This window comes from Aquamicrobium sp., from assembly GCF_023954335.1.
Classification (GTDB): Bacteria; Pseudomonadota; Alphaproteobacteria; order Rhizobiales; family Rhizobiaceae; genus Aerobium.
In genome coordinates this window covers 2234420-2247470 of sequence record NZ_JAMLIE010000001.1, presented here as the reverse complement: position 1 = coordinate 2247470, position 13051 = coordinate 2234420, and the positions used below count along the sequence as shown (strand labels likewise).

The window sequence follows — 13051 nt, the reverse complement described above, 5'->3', positions numbered from 1 at the left end:
CGTACGGGTCCTCGCGAAACCATGTCAGGTCTCCGCGCAGCGCCGGAGACGAGGAGGTATTCATGACCGAGCCGCATTCCGGTGCCGTTCCCCTGCACCATCCGCTCTACCGCAGCGTGGGAAACTACGGAGGCGACTGCTTCGGCATCTCGCTGCTTATGGAAGTCGATGCCGATGCGGTCGCGCGCGTGCTCGAACCGACGCCGTTCGACTTCGTCTCGGCGCATGCCTGGGTGGAGGCCTATGTCTACCCCACCACCTTCGGCATGGCCGGCTACGAGGATAATTCCGGCCCTCCCTACGGCTCGTTCGGGGTCGTCGTTCCCGTCCGCTACGGCGAGCATATCGGCGGCTACTACGCCCATTGCTTCAAGAACAAGGACTACGGGATCTATCCCGGCCGCGAGGCCGCGGGCTTTCCGATCAAGCAGGCGGAGCTTTCGATGCAGCGCTCCGGGCGGGTCGTCAGCGGAACCATGACCCGGCCGACCGCCCGCTTCGACCTGTCCCTCGTGATCGACGAGCCGGGACAGGAACGGACCGCGCCCGCCGATGTCGCGCGGACGCCGAACCTGCTCCTGCAATCCATCCCTTCCGTCGAGCGGGACGAGGTGATGCTGCAGCAGATCATCAGGCGGGACGTGCTGTCGTCGTCGTCGCTGGTCACGACGAGCGGCGAAGGAGCGATCAGCTTCCTGCCGACCCCGTCGGGCATCGATGAGCTCGCCTGGCTGGCCGATGGCAAGGTCGTCCATGGCGAGTTCTTCAGCGGCGACTTTCGCGGCGCCCACGGGCAAGTGGTGGGAGCGACGGCCTCGGCCGCGTTCCTGAGCCGGCTTTCCAGCGCCTGAGGGAGGCACGGCCGGATGAGATTCTGGATCTACAGGTTGCTGATGGCGGGGTTCACCCTGCTGTTGCTGAGCCTCATCCTGTTCCTGACGACCAGCGTGCTGCCCGGCGATGTCGGCCGCCGCATTCTCGGCGGCACGGCCAACGACGCCGCGGTCGCGGCGCTGAACCGGGAGCTGGGAACCGACCGACCGGCCATCGAGCAGTATACGGACTGGCTCCTCGGCGTGCTCCGGGGCGATCTCGGCCGCTCCTACAGCCTGAAGATGCCGGTTACGGAACTGCTCGGGCCGGCCCTGCTCAATTCGTTCAAGCTGACGCTGCTGGTGGTCGCCATGCTCGTGCCGCTGGCCATTGCCGGCGGCATCTGGGCGGCGATCCGGCGCGGCACCGCCACCGACCACGTCATCACGCTCGGCGCGGCGAGCGCGACGACGATCCCCGATTTCGTCACCGGGATCACCCTCCTGATCGTGTTCTCGGTCGGGCTCGGCTGGTTTCCGATCAGCGGCACGGCGCCGCGCGACGCGGGCCTGCTCAGCCAGTTGCATCATCTCGTGCTGCCGGCGCTATGCATGGTGATCGGGCTGGGCGGCTATGTCCTGCGCATGCCGCGGGCCGGCCTGATCCTCGCGCTCGAAAGCGACTATGCGCGCACCGCCCACCTCAAGGGCCTGCCGGCCAAGGTTGTGGTGGTGCGCCATGTCCTGCGCAACGGCCTGATCCCGACCATCGCGGTGGTCGCCACCCAGATCGGCTACATCTTCGGCGGCCTCGTCGTCATCGAGGTCCTGTTCAACTACAACGGCGTCGGCAAGGCGCTCTACGTCGCCGCCAGCCAGAAGGACTTCCCGGTCCTGCAGGGCGGCGTGATGATCGTCGGCGCGGTCTTCTTCCTGGTCACGATCCTCGGCGACATCCTCCAGGCGGCGCTCGACCCTCGCCTGCGCAGCGGAGGCGCCTGATGAGCGACATCGCAGACCGGCCAAGCCGCAATCTCCGCCTGCCGTCGCCCGGACTGGCCATCAGCGTGCTGATCGTCGGGTTCTGGATCGTCTGCGCCATCTTCGGCAGCAGGATAACGCCCTACGATCCCCTTGCCGTCTCCGTCATAGAGCGCCTGAAGGCGCCCTCGCCGGAACACTGGTTCGGCACTGACCGGCTCGGCCGCGACGTCCTTTCCCGCGTGATGGCCGGCAGCCGCAGCGTCGTCCAGATCGCCCTTTCCGCCACGGCCATCGCCATCACCATCGGAACCTTCTTCGGCCTGCTGACCGGCTATTTCCGCGGTTTCGTCTCCGACCTCATCATGCGGATATTCGAGGCGATCCTCGCCGTGCCGGTCGTCCTGCTGGCTATGATCGCCATCGTCGCGGTCGGACCTTCCTCGGTCACGGTCCTGCTGGTGATAGGCCTGGTCTTCGTCCCGGTCGTAGCGCGAACGGTGCGGGCGGCGGTCCTGAGCGAGCGCAACTGCTATTATATCCACGCCGCGCTGATGCGGGCCGAGAACACGCCCTACATCCTGTTCCGCGAGATCCTGCCCAACATCCTCGGCACCATCGTGGTCGAGGCCACGGTGCGGCTCGGCTATGCGATCTTCGTCGCCGCGACCCTGTCGTTTCTCGGCATGGGCGTCCAGCCCCCGACCCCGGACTGGGGTCTCTCCATCTACGAGAGCTACGGCCTGATCAGCGCGGGCTTCTGGTGGCCCGTCGCCTTCCCGGCCCTCGCCATCGCCAGCCTCGTGGTTTCCATCAACATCATCGCGGAGAAGACGCTCGTCAATGGCCGTTGAAACGCAGCTGCTGCCCGTCGCGAAGCCGGCCGACCCGATCCTGGAGATCGAGGGGCTGCGCCTCGCCTACCGGATCGCCGGCCGCGCCCGCGAGACGGTGCGCGGCGTGTCCTTCAGCATCGGCAGGGGCGAGGCCTACGGTCTCGTCGGCGAGTCCGGCTGCGGCAAGTCGACGGTGGCCTTCTCGGCGGTGCATTATCTGCCCGACAACGTCGTGCCCCTCGGCGGCTCCATCCGCATCGCCGGACGGGAGGTGTCGCGGCTTTCCGCCGGCGAGCTGATGCTGATGCGCAAGTCCATCGTCTCGATGGTCTACCAGAGCGCCTCCACCGCCCTCAACCCGACCCTGACCATAGCGCGGCAGGTCGCCGAGGTCTTCGAGCTCAAGGGCCTGTCCGGCGAGGCGGCGCTGCGCGAGACCGAGGCGGCCCTGCGCAAGGTGAAGATCTCGGACGTCGCCAAGGTCATGCGCAGCTATCCGCACCAGCTCTCGGGGGGGATGCAGCAGCGGGTGGTGATCGCGATGGCGATCTCGGCATCGCCCGAGCTGATCATCCTCGACGAGCCGACGACCGGCCTCGACGCCACCGTCGAGGCCGACATCATCGACCTCCTGCGCCATCTCGGTGCGGAAATGGGCGTCTCCTATCTCTTCATCAGCCACAATCTCGGGCTCGTCGCCCAGGTCTGCGACCGGGTCGGGGTTCTCTATGCGGGACGGCTGGTCGAGGAAGGCGACGCCGGGGCGCTGTTCCGCAACCCGCGCCATCCCTACACGTCGCGGCTGCTGCGCTGCGCGCCCAACTGGGGCGCGCAGAAGGCGGACGGCCCGCTGGAGACGATCCCCGGCTTTCCGCCCCGCCCGGGCGAGGCGATCGCGGGCTGCGTGTTCGAGGCGCGCTGTCCCCTCGCCCAGCCGGTATGCCGCACCACGCCGCCGCCGGCCGTCGCCTACGAGGCGGGCCACGTGACGTGGTGCCACCGGCATCAGGAGGTCCCCTCGCTCGCCGCCGGAGCGGACCGGACGGCGCGCCTCGCCGGCACCGCCGCGCGCGACGCATCCGCCCCCGTTCTTCTCGAGACCCGGCAGCTCGACAAGAGCTATGGCGAGGGGCCGCACCGGGTCAGGGTCCTTTCGGGAATCGACCTCGCGATCCGCGCCGGCGAGGTGCTCGGTATCGTCGGCGAATCCGGCTCGGGGAAATCAACCCTCGCCAAGGTGATCACCGGGCTGGAGGCGCCGGACGACGAAACGTCGCTGGTCTATGCCGGCTCGCCCCTTCCCGGCCACGTCCGCAAACGCAGCGCCGAGCAGACCCGGGGCATCCAGATGGTGTTCCAGGATCCCGGCTCCTCGCTCAACCCGAGCCATTCGGTCGGCCAGATCCTGTCGCGCACCATCCGTCGCCAGCTCGGCCTGTCCGGCACCGCATGCACGGCGCGCATCGATGCGGTCGCCGGGAAGGCGCGCCTCGACGGGCACCATATCGCGGCGCGGCCCGTCGAGCTTTCGGGCGGCCTCAAGCAGCGCGTCGCCATTGCCCGCGCCATCGCAGGCGAGCCCCGGCTCGTCATCTGCGACGAGCCGACATCGGCCCTCGACGTGTCCGTGCAGGCCGCGATCGTCAACCTCCTCGCCGACCTTCAGCGGACCGAAGGGCTCAGCCTCGTCTTCGTCTCGCACGATCTCGGCGTAGTCCGCTACATCTCCGACCGGATCATGGTGCTCTATCTCGGACGGGTGATGGAGATCGGGCCGGCCGCGGCGGTGTTCGACGGCCCGCACCATCCCTATACCGAAGCCCTGCTTTCTGCGGCTCCGCAAATGGAAACCGCGACCGAAGACAGGCGCAAGGCCGGCGCACGGCGCATCACCCTCACCGGCGAGATACCACGCCATTCCAACCCGCCGACGGGATGCGTGTTCCACACGCGCTGCTTCCGCAAGGTCGGCGCGATCTGCGAGACCGAGGCCCCTCCATGCCAGACGGACGGCGCCGGGCACGAGGTCTTCTGCCACATTCCGCTGAACGAGCTCGGCCGGCAATCCCGGCCGTCGAGGACGTCGGCTCCCCGAGACACCGTGACGACAGGACAGGAATAAGGTGCTGATCCCCAACTCCGCGATTCCCGACAGCCTTCCCTATATCGACGGCAAGGACATCGAGCGCCTGCTGCCGATGCGCACGGCCGTCGAGGTGCTGCGGGAAGCCTATCGCCGTTTCGATCCGCAGGCGCTGATCCTGCGCGCGGCGCATTCCGTCCCGGCCGGCCACTTCCTCGTCATGCCGGCCAGCGACACCTGCCACGTCGGCGTCAAGCTGGTCGGCGTCGCGCCCGGGAATTCCCGGCGGGGGGTTTCGACCGTGCAGGCGCTCTACGTCCTGTTCGATGCCGAAACGCTGTCGCCGCTGGCGGCGATGCAGGGCGACACGCTGACGGATATCCGCACGCCCGCGGTGTCCGCCCTGGCGACCGACCTCGGCGCCCGCGCCGATGCCAGGCATCTCGCCATCGTCGGGTCAGGCGCCCAGGCGCGCGGGCATGTCACGGGCATGCTCGCCGTGCGCCCCGTCGAGCGGCTCACCATCGTCGCGCGCAATCCGGCGACGGCCGGCGAACTGGCCGACTTCGCGCGGCAGAGCGGCATCGACGACGTGCGGATAGCCGGGCGCGAGGCCTTGCCCGAGGCGGACATCATCTGCACCTGCACCAATAGCGTTACCCCTGTCGTGTCCGACACGGATGTCGGCGCGGGATGCCACATCAACGCAGTCGGCGCCTTCAATGCGAGGATGCGCGAGCTGGACGGGCCGCTGGTCGCCCGCGGCCGGCTGCTGGTCGAGGAGCGGCGTTCGGCCCTGCAGGAGGCGGGCGACATCGTTCAGGCGATCGAGGCGGGGCACATCACCGCCGACGCGCTGGAGACCGACCTGCGCGAGGCGGTCGGGAACGCGGCGTTCCGCCGGAACGACGACGACGTGACGATCTTCAAATCCGTCGGCATCGCCTTCGAGGATCTGGCGATCGCCGCGGAAATATACAGAAGGTGGCGGACCTCGAACTATCGCGGGGCGGTTTGAACGGCCGCTGCAAAGCTTTATGCCGCTGCGTGATTGTTAGACCGGCAGCTTTCTTTTCCGGCCGCGATCTTTACATGCTATTCTGGCAATGAAACGCAGATCGGAACATATATGAGAGACTCATTGCCGGAGAAAACCACGCTCTTGACTTACGACGACGACGCGCCGGGTGCGCGAGGGTTCGGCGGCGACGCCGGTCCGATGCAGCTTCGGCGAACCGATCTGAGAAGCCAGATCGTGGCGATGCTCAGGGCCAACATCGTCTCGGGCGAGCTCGGGGTCGGTCAGGTCTATTCCGCCGCGGCGATCGCGAAGCACATGGGCGTCTCCATCACGCCGGTCAGGGAGGCCATCCTCGACATCGAGCATTCGGGCCTGATCGAGATCATCCGCAACCGCGGCTTTCGCGTGCTGTCGATCTCGGACGAGGACCTCGACGAGATCCGCGACCTTCGCAAGATGCTGGAGGTTCCGGCCATGGCCATGGTGGTGAGGAACGCCACGGATGCGGAGCTTTTGTCGCTGCGGCCGATCCTCGAGCGGATGCAGGTGGCGTCGGAGCACGACGTGACGGAGTTCCTGCGCATCGACCAGGCGTTCCATATCCGCCTGATGGAGCTGACCGGCAACAGGAGGCTGGTCAGGCTGGTGGAGAACCTGCGCGACCAGACGCGGCTCTACGGCATCGCCGCACTGCTACGCGAAGGGGCGCTCACCGAGACGATGCGGGAGCACCACAACATCCTCGACGCCCTGATCAAGCGCGATGCGGACCTCGCGGTCACCCTGATGGGCAAGCATATCAATCACACGCGGGGAATCTGGGCGGGCCGCAAGGAAGGGCGCCACCGCCCTTCTCAGCCGCAATAGCCCACCCCTGCCCTATGCGCGCGAGCTTGCGTCGCCATCGAGGCCGGTCATGCGGTCCATGCGCATGCGGTCGGTCAGGCGCAGATACCATCCGCCTCCGTGGAGCCGGCCCACGGGGCTGAATGCGTCCGGATCGACATGCAGCGTATCCGGCGAGACGATGCCGCCGCGCACGCTCATGGCGAGGACTTCGCCGATCATCAGCGTGCGCCATTCGGTTCCCAGCGGGATGCTCATATACTCCCGGCATTCCAGCCGCACGGGGGATTGCGCCAGCCCCGGCGGCCGCACGCGCGACGAAGCGACCGGCGTCAGCCCGGCGGCTGCCAGCTCGTCGACGTCAGGCGGGAAATCGATGGCACAGATGTTCATCTGCTCCATCAGCGGCTCATCGACGAGGTTGACGACGAATTCGCCGGTCTCGCCGATGTTGCGGACGGTGTCCTTGTGGCCGTCACGCCGCGGCTCCCGCCCGCCGATGCCGAGAACCAGCAGCGGCGGATCGTCGGAGACGACGTTGAAGAAGCTGAACGGCGCGGCATTCGCCCGTCCCTGCGCGTCGACGGTGGTCACGAGAGCGATCGGCCGGGGCACCACGACGCTGACCAGCAGCTTGTAGCGATCCCGGGCCGGAAGGGTCGTGAAATCGAAATGCACGACGCTCACCCGACGATATCCTGAGGGTCTATCGCCTCGCCGTTGCTGTGCTTCTGGATATTCGTCATCCAGTGGCGGATTTCGTTGTCGATGTTGTCGAACGCGTTCGCCGCGATGTGCGGCGACAGGATCACGTTGTCGAGCCCGAGCAGCGGGTTGTCCGCATCGACCGGCTCGCGCTCGAACACGTCGATGGCCGCCGCGCGTATCTTCCCCGTCCGCAGCGCCGTGGCCAAAGCGTCCTCGTCGACCAGCCCGCCGCGCGCGGTGTTGACGAGGATCGCGTGCGGCTTCATCCGGTCGAGCTCGGCGGCGCCGATCATGTTGCGCGTCCTGTCGTTCAAGGGGCAGTGAAGAGAAACGATGTCGGCCTCGAGGATGGCATCCATGGCAGCGAACCGGACCCCGAGCGCAGCTTCCTCATCCTCGGGCAGTCGGGTGCGCTTGGTGTAGAGGACATCGCAGCCGAAGCCGCTTAGAAGCTGGGCGACCTTTCGCGCGATAGCGCCGAAGCCGACGAGCCCGACGGTCCTGCCGGCGAGCATGGTGTTCCGCATCCAAACCTGCTTCTTCAGCCATTGCCCTTCCTTCGTCGACCGATCGGCCACGATCAGCGACCGCGAGCAGGCGAGCATGGCGCCGACCGCGAACTCGGCGACCGGCCGGGCGTTGCTGCCGGTGCATTTGGCGACGACGACGCCGAGCTCCCCGCACGTATCGAGCGGAACGCCGTCGACGCCGACGCCCCAGCGATGGAGCAGGCGCAGCCGCTTCGCCGCTCTCAGCGCCTCCTCGGGCACGGACATGCCGAAGGCGACGGCGTAGTCGGCGTCGCCGATCACCTCCAGGAGATCCGGCAGATCGGTGGAGCGCGTGACGTCGAGCACGAACCCTTCGGGAACGAGCGGCAGGACGCGGTCCCGCAACTCGGGCGACAGCGTCTGCAGCATGGCGATCTTCAGAACCATTTGCCGGGCACCTCGATTCGTTCGGACATCCTCGCCGTCGCCCCGTCTTCGAGGTCGGCGCAAGATCAGTCGCGTTCCATGAACCCGCGTTCGAAGCGGGACAGCCATCTCACGAACGGCCACAGCATCAGGAAGTAGATGAGAGCGGCGGCAACGAGCGGCGTCGGGCTGAACATGAGGCTCTGCATCTCCTTCGCCACCTTGAGCAGCTCCGAATAGGAGACTACCGAGGCGATCGCCGTCAGCTTCACCAGCTCGATGGTGTTTCCGATCAGCGGCGAGACGACGTTGCGCAGAGCCTGCGGCAGCACCACCCACAGATAGGTCTCCGAGGGGTTGAGGCCGGTGGAGTGCGCGGCCTCCCACTGGCCGCGGTCCACGCTTTCGATGCCGGTGCGCTGGACCTCGGCGTAGTAGCTCGCCGCGTTGAGGATCAGCGCGAGCGACGCGGCAAGGAGCGGATCGATCCGCCAGCCGAAGAAAGGCAGGCCGTAGAAGATGACGATGAGGAGCACCACCGGCGGAAACGAGCGGAAGAAATCGATATAGGTCACCGACATCGCCCGGACGATCCACGACCGCGACATGCCCATGATGCTCAGCCCGAGCCCGGCGACGAAGCTGCAGGGAAAGACGATGAGCGCGAGGTAGATCGTGTTCAGGAGTCCCCTTCCGAGAGCGGGAAGGATCTCCAGCGCTATGTCGATGTTGAAGAATGTGGCAACAAAGCCGTCCATGGCCGGACCGTCCTTCACATGCGGATCGTGTAGGTCCGCTCGATCCAGCGGCTCAGCTGGACGAGAGGGACGAAGACCGCGAGATAGAGAACCGCGCCGACGATCAGCGGCGTCGGGTTCGCGTAGGTCTGCTGGGCGCTCAGCGACACGCTGAGTATCTCCTCGGCCGAGATGATCGCGCCGTAGGCGGTTCCCTTGGCGACGGCGATGGTCCTGTTCGTCAGCACCGGAATTCCCAGCCGCACCGCCCTCGGCAGGACGATGATGGCGAGGACCTCGGAGAAGTGCAGGCCGCTGGAGAGGCCGGCTTCCCATTGCCCGAGCGGAATGGTCTTGATCCCCGCCCAGAATATTTCCGCCGCATAGGCCGAAAGGACGAGACCGAGGCCGATCACGGTCGCGCTTTCGCCAGACAGCGACACGCCGACATAGGGCAGCCCGAAATAGATGATCACCAGCACCACCAGCGACGGCACGGCGCGGAAGAAATCCATGAACAGGACCAGCAGCTGGTCGAGGACAGGGATCCGGTAGGCGCGCAGGATGGCGATCACCAGCCCTGCCGGTATTCCCAGAAGGACGGCGCCGACCGCCATCCTGATCGTCACCCAGAAACCCTGCAGCAGCGCCGGCAAGGTCGCGAGGGCGACGTCCACGTTCAGAAAGTAGCGAAGGATGTCTTCCATCTCACCCGCGCCCTCCGCTAGTGCTCGTGCGATCTGATGAGCTGACGTGTCCGCTCGTGCTCGGGGTTTTCGAATATCTTCTCCGCCGGGCCCTCCTCGATGATCCGGCCGGACGCCATCACGACGATGCGGTCAGCGATGCGACGCGCGAAGCGCATCTCGTGGGTGACGGTGACCATCGTCATGCCGGTCTCCCGCAGCTTGACCATGACGTCGAGGACCTCGTTGACGAGTTCGGGATCGAGGGCCGACGTCGGCTCGTCGAAAAGCACCGCGTCGGGATTCATCGCGATGGCCCGCGCGATGCCGACGCGCTGCTTCTGGCCGCCCGAAAGCTGCGCCGGATAGCTGTCGATCTTGTCGCGCAGGCCGACGGTGGACAGCGCCTCGATGGCGGCCTCCCTTGCCAGCTCGCGCGGCATCTTCCTCACGCGGCGAAGCGCCAGCGACACGTTGCCGAACGCGGTCATGTGCGGATAGAGGTTGAACGACTGGAACACCATTCCAAGCCTTCCGCGAATCTCGCGCAGGCGCTTGCGGTTGTTTGTCAGCTCGAGGCCGGAAAACCGCACGCTGCCGCGCTCGGGCACCTCGAGCAGATTCATGCAGCGCAGGAGCGTGCTTTTTCCCGATCCGGAGGAGCCGATCAGAACGACGGACTCCCCCTTGAAGACTTTCAGATCGATGCTGTGAAGCGCTTCGAACGATCCGAAGCGCTTCGACACACCCTCGAGCTCGATCAAGGGGCTGTCAGTTGTCATGCGCGATCCCCGTGGTTCGGTTGGCGCAACCCCGGCCTCATTCGCAGGCGAGTTCGTGCGGGGTCGCGTCGTAATTGTCGAAACCTTCAGGACCGTAGCCGGCGACGATGTTCACCGCGGGCGAATCCTGCGGAGGCGCGAAGCCGAACCACTTCTCGTAGATCGACGCCATCGTGCCGTCCTGCTTGAGGCATTCGAGCGCCATGTCGATCTCGTTGCGCAGCTCGACGTTCTCCGGCTTGATGGCGAAAGCGAACGCACCGCCGAGAGCGATGGTCTGCGAGACCTTGAGCGTCGGCTGGCGCGTCGCGAGATAGGCCATGCTGCCGGTCTCGGCGAGCGCCGCGAAGGCGCGCCCGGACTGCACCGACTGGGCGGTGTCGGGGACGTTCAGGTAGCGCTGGATCTCGAAGCCGTACTTCTCGGCGTTGTCCTTGGCCCAGTTGTCGGACACCGACCCGTTGTTGACGGCGAGGGTCTTGCCCTTCAGGGCTTCGAGGTTCGGCATCTCCGCATCGGACTTGGTCAGGAAGCCGAGGGACGTCTCGAGATAGCCCTCGGTGAAGGCCATGCTCGACGCGCGCTCGGCGGTGATCGTCACCGGGGCGATGATGACGTCGAAATGACCGGCGTAGAGGCCGGAGAAGATTCCCGACCATTCCTGCGGCACGAACTCGAACTCGCGCTTCATCTTCGCGGCGACAGCGGCGCCCACGTCCACAACGTAGCCCTCGACCACTCCCGCGGGAGTCCGGAACGCGAAGGGCGGGAACGTCGGATCGGCCGCCGCCCGGAGCGGCCCGGCGTCCTGTGCGGATGCGGTGTGATAGGGCGCCGCGATGGCCGCGAGGCCGACGACGACGCCAAGGATTGTGAGATATCTGCCCATGCTTATTCCCCTTTCTTGATGTTATGGATTGCGTTCAGCTTGATGTGACGAGCGCGATCGAGGCGCGGAGCGCGTCCTCCACCTTGTTCTGATCGCGCCGTATGCGCGCCCGCAGCATCAGGTCCATCGGCGACCCCGCGGCGTGGTGCGCGAGTTCGTCGATCGAGTTCATGATCGGGAGCGGCTTCTTCAGGTCGACGCCGAAGATGTCCTGGCCGTAGCGGCCCTTGTAGGTGTAGTTGATCCAGGACAGCTCGCGCGCCAGCGCCTTGAGCGTTTCGTTCGTCCGGGCGGCATCACGCGTGCCGGCGGGGCCGTAGAAGGCGTCGAGATGCTCCGCGAACTTCCGGGCCAGCGCAAGCGTGCCCGAAACGTCGTAGCGACCGTCCGCCTGCCATCCCTCCAGACGCTCGCGCATCCCTGCGACCGTGCGCCGGAAGTCGTAGGGCAGGATTTCGGCGCTGCACAGGCGCACCGCCTCGAGCAGCCGGATCCTGGCGTTCCGCTCGAGATTCACCGGATCGATCTTGTCCAGCGTGTCGTGGTTCGAGTGGTTCCAGTAGCCGAGGAACGCCCCGCCCCAGGCGTCGGCCTGCGCCTGCGTGAACGCGCCGCGCGTGTAGATGCCGGGCACGCCGATGCCGAAGAAGCCGCGGTCGGCGGTCTTGTTGGCGCGGTGGACGTTGATCTTCGGCTCGTCCCCGACGACGTCGCGGGCGCAGGCCAGCGCGAAATCCATCAGCTCCTCGTTCGCCTCGATCTTGAACTCGGGCGCGTTGGCGAAGCCGGGATTGTCGGTGAACGAGAAGCAGATGGCGTGCTCGCGCAGCGCCTGCCAGTGGTTGTCGAGATACCAGGTCGACGTCGCATAGGCGCCGTTCTCGTGGCCCGACACGAACATGAACCGCACCTTGCGCCTGAGCGACTGCCGCGCGCCATGAAGGACGCGGGCCGCCTCCAGCAGCACCGCGACGCCGCCGCCGTCGTCCGACGCGCCGGGGTTCCACGAGTCGTGATGGGCGGCCATGATCATGAAGTCGGCATCGTCGCCGAGATGGTCCGGCCCGACATCGGCGATCACCTGATGCGACTTGCCCCAGAACGACCTGATGTTGGCGCTGAAGCTGCCGGTCACCTTGCCCTTGCGGCAGAGATCCCGCACCCGCTCGTAGCTCTGGCGGCCGATATGCGCCTGCGGGATCGCCTCCTGCTCGCCGATGCGGAAGGCGTCGGGATCGGGCAGTCCCCAATAGGTCCAGGTCTGGGGCGCGGTGACGCGCAGGATGTCGACGTCGGACGGCCCCCAATTGCCGTAGATCATGCCGGCCGCGCCCTGCTTGCGCGCTTCCTCGGGGGTGATCGGGTAGGAGTAGGAATAGGGGATGACGACGATCTTGCCAGTGAGCTTGCCGGCAAGCTGCCGCGCCTCCTCCGGCGTCTCGATGACGATGAATTCGCCGCTGATCAGCTGGCCACGGCCGGTATCGGGCGCGCAGGGGATGTCGATCGGCTCGGGCGCCTCGATGCGCATCGTCGCCCCGTCGGGAACGCCGAGCCACGAGTCGACCGGCTGGATCTGCGGCTCGACGCCGATCTCCCGCAGCCTTGCGGCGATGAACTCGGCCGACTGGCGCTCCTGATCCGACCCGGTATAGCGGCCGGGCAGCTTCTCGACGAGGTGCTGGACATGCGACCAGGCCTTCGCGACATCGAACTGGCCGACGATCTTCTTCTCTATTTCATTCATGTAACA

13 protein-coding genes are annotated in these 13051 nt (G+C 66.7%); 6 read left to right on the top strand and 7 right to left on the bottom strand.

What is annotated here, in order from left to right; all coding sequences use genetic code 11:
- The first annotated feature begins 62 nt into the window (after positions 1-62).
- The 6 genes from M9945_RS11120 (at position 63) to M9945_RS11095 (ending at position 6600) form a co-directional block, all read left to right on the top strand.
- On the top strand, positions 63-851 hold the full coding sequence (locus M9945_RS11120) for an acetoacetate decarboxylase family protein (protein ID WP_367930455.1): 789 nt from the start codon (positions 63-65) through the stop codon (positions 849-851).
- A 15-nt stretch (positions 852-866) separates the two neighbouring features.
- Positions 867-1814 (top strand): ABC transporter permease, encoded by a 948-nt coding sequence (locus tag M9945_RS11115; RefSeq protein ID WP_367944540.1) that lies wholly within the window; start codon positions 867-869, stop codon positions 1812-1814.
- Positions 1814-2647 (top strand): ABC transporter permease, encoded by an 834-nt coding sequence (locus M9945_RS11110; RefSeq protein ID WP_367944539.1) that lies wholly within the window; start codon positions 1814-1816, stop codon positions 2645-2647. The genes M9945_RS11115 and M9945_RS11110 overlap by 1 nt, the downstream gene beginning before the upstream one ends.
- Positions 2637-4751: a dipeptide ABC transporter ATP-binding protein gene (locus tag M9945_RS11105; RefSeq protein ID WP_367944538.1), complete on the top strand. Its 2115-nt coding sequence runs from the start codon at positions 2637-2639 to the stop codon at positions 4749-4751. The genes M9945_RS11110 and M9945_RS11105 overlap by 11 nt, the downstream gene beginning before the upstream one ends.
- 1 nt (position 4752) lies before the next feature.
- The gene (locus M9945_RS11100) at positions 4753-5730 is read left to right on the top strand and encodes an ornithine cyclodeaminase family protein (protein ID WP_367944537.1); all 978 of its coding nucleotides are present in this window, start codon (positions 4753-4755) and stop codon (positions 5728-5730) included.
- 144 nt (positions 5731-5874) lie between these two features.
- On the top strand, positions 5875-6600 hold the full coding sequence (locus M9945_RS11095) for a GntR family transcriptional regulator (RefSeq protein ID WP_367944536.1): 726 nt from the start codon (positions 5875-5877) through the stop codon (positions 6598-6600).
- A gap of 12 nt (positions 6601-6612) precedes the next feature.
- Here M9945_RS11095 and M9945_RS11090 read toward each other — a convergent pair whose 3' ends face one another.
- From M9945_RS11090 to M9945_RS11060, 7 genes are all read right to left on the bottom strand, one after another.
- Positions 6613-7266 carry a flavin reductase family protein gene (locus M9945_RS11090; protein ID WP_367944535.1) on the bottom strand — a complete coding sequence of 218 codons (654 nt, stop codon included), beginning with the start codon at positions 7264-7266 and terminating at the stop codon, positions 6613-6615.
- Positions 7263-8225, bottom strand: coding sequence for a 2-hydroxyacid dehydrogenase (locus M9945_RS11085; protein WP_367944534.1), 963 nt, complete (start codon positions 8223-8225; stop codon positions 7263-7265). The genes M9945_RS11090 and M9945_RS11085 overlap by 4 nt, the downstream gene beginning before the upstream one ends.
- Positions 8226-8290: 65 nt before the next feature.
- Positions 8291-8962: an amino acid ABC transporter permease gene (locus tag M9945_RS11080; protein WP_367944533.1), complete on the bottom strand. Its 672-nt coding sequence runs from the start codon at positions 8960-8962 to the stop codon at positions 8291-8293.
- A 14-nt stretch (positions 8963-8976) separates the two neighbouring features.
- Entirely contained in the window at positions 8977-9648 is a 672-nt protein-coding gene (locus M9945_RS11075; RefSeq protein WP_367930446.1) for an amino acid ABC transporter permease, read from the bottom strand.
- 17 nt (positions 9649-9665) lie between these two features.
- Positions 9666-10409 (bottom strand): amino acid ABC transporter ATP-binding protein, encoded by a 744-nt coding sequence (locus tag M9945_RS11070; RefSeq protein ID WP_367930445.1) that lies wholly within the window; start codon positions 10407-10409, stop codon positions 9666-9668.
- 37 nt (positions 10410-10446) lie between these two features.
- Complete coding sequence (locus M9945_RS11065) at positions 10447-11298, bottom strand: transporter substrate-binding domain-containing protein (RefSeq protein WP_367930444.1); 852 nt, start codon at positions 11296-11298, stop codon at positions 10447-10449.
- A 34-nt stretch (positions 11299-11332) separates the two neighbouring features.
- Positions 11333-13045 (bottom strand): M28 family peptidase, encoded by a 1713-nt coding sequence (locus M9945_RS11060; RefSeq protein WP_367944532.1) that lies wholly within the window; start codon positions 13043-13045, stop codon positions 11333-11335.
- Positions 13046-13051: the final 6 nt, after the last annotated feature.

Coding starts and splice junctions, on each gene's coding strand:
- M9945_RS11120 (WP_367930455.1), top strand. CDS start 63: ATGACCGAGCCGCATTCCGGTGCCGTTCCCCTGCACCATCCGCTCTAC.
- M9945_RS11115 (WP_367944540.1), top strand. CDS start 867: ATGAGATTCTGGATCTACAGGTTGCTGATGGCGGGGTTCACCCTGCTG.
- M9945_RS11110 (WP_367944539.1), top strand. CDS start 1,814: ATGAGCGACATCGCAGACCGGCCAAGCCGCAATCTCCGCCTGCCGTCG.
- M9945_RS11105 (WP_367944538.1), top strand. CDS start 2,637: ATGGCCGTTGAAACGCAGCTGCTGCCCGTCGCGAAGCCGGCCGACCCG.
- M9945_RS11085 (WP_367944534.1), bottom strand. CDS start 8,225: ATGGTTCTGAAGATCGCCATGCTGCAGACGCTGTCGCCCGAGTTGCGG.
- M9945_RS11080 (WP_367944533.1), bottom strand. CDS start 8,962: ATGGACGGCTTTGTTGCCACATTCTTCAACATCGACATAGCGCTGGAG.
- M9945_RS11075 (WP_367930446.1), bottom strand. CDS start 9,648: ATGGAAGACATCCTTCGCTACTTTCTGAACGTGGACGTCGCCCTCGCG.
- M9945_RS11070 (WP_367930445.1), bottom strand. CDS start 10,409: ATGACAACTGACAGCCCCTTGATCGAGCTCGAGGGTGTGTCGAAGCGC.
- M9945_RS11065 (WP_367930444.1), bottom strand. CDS start 11,298: ATGGGCAGATATCTCACAATCCTTGGCGTCGTCGTCGGCCTCGCGGCC.
- M9945_RS11060 (WP_367944532.1), bottom strand. CDS start 13,045: ATGAATGAAATAGAGAAGAAGATCGTCGGCCAGTTCGATGTCGCGAAG.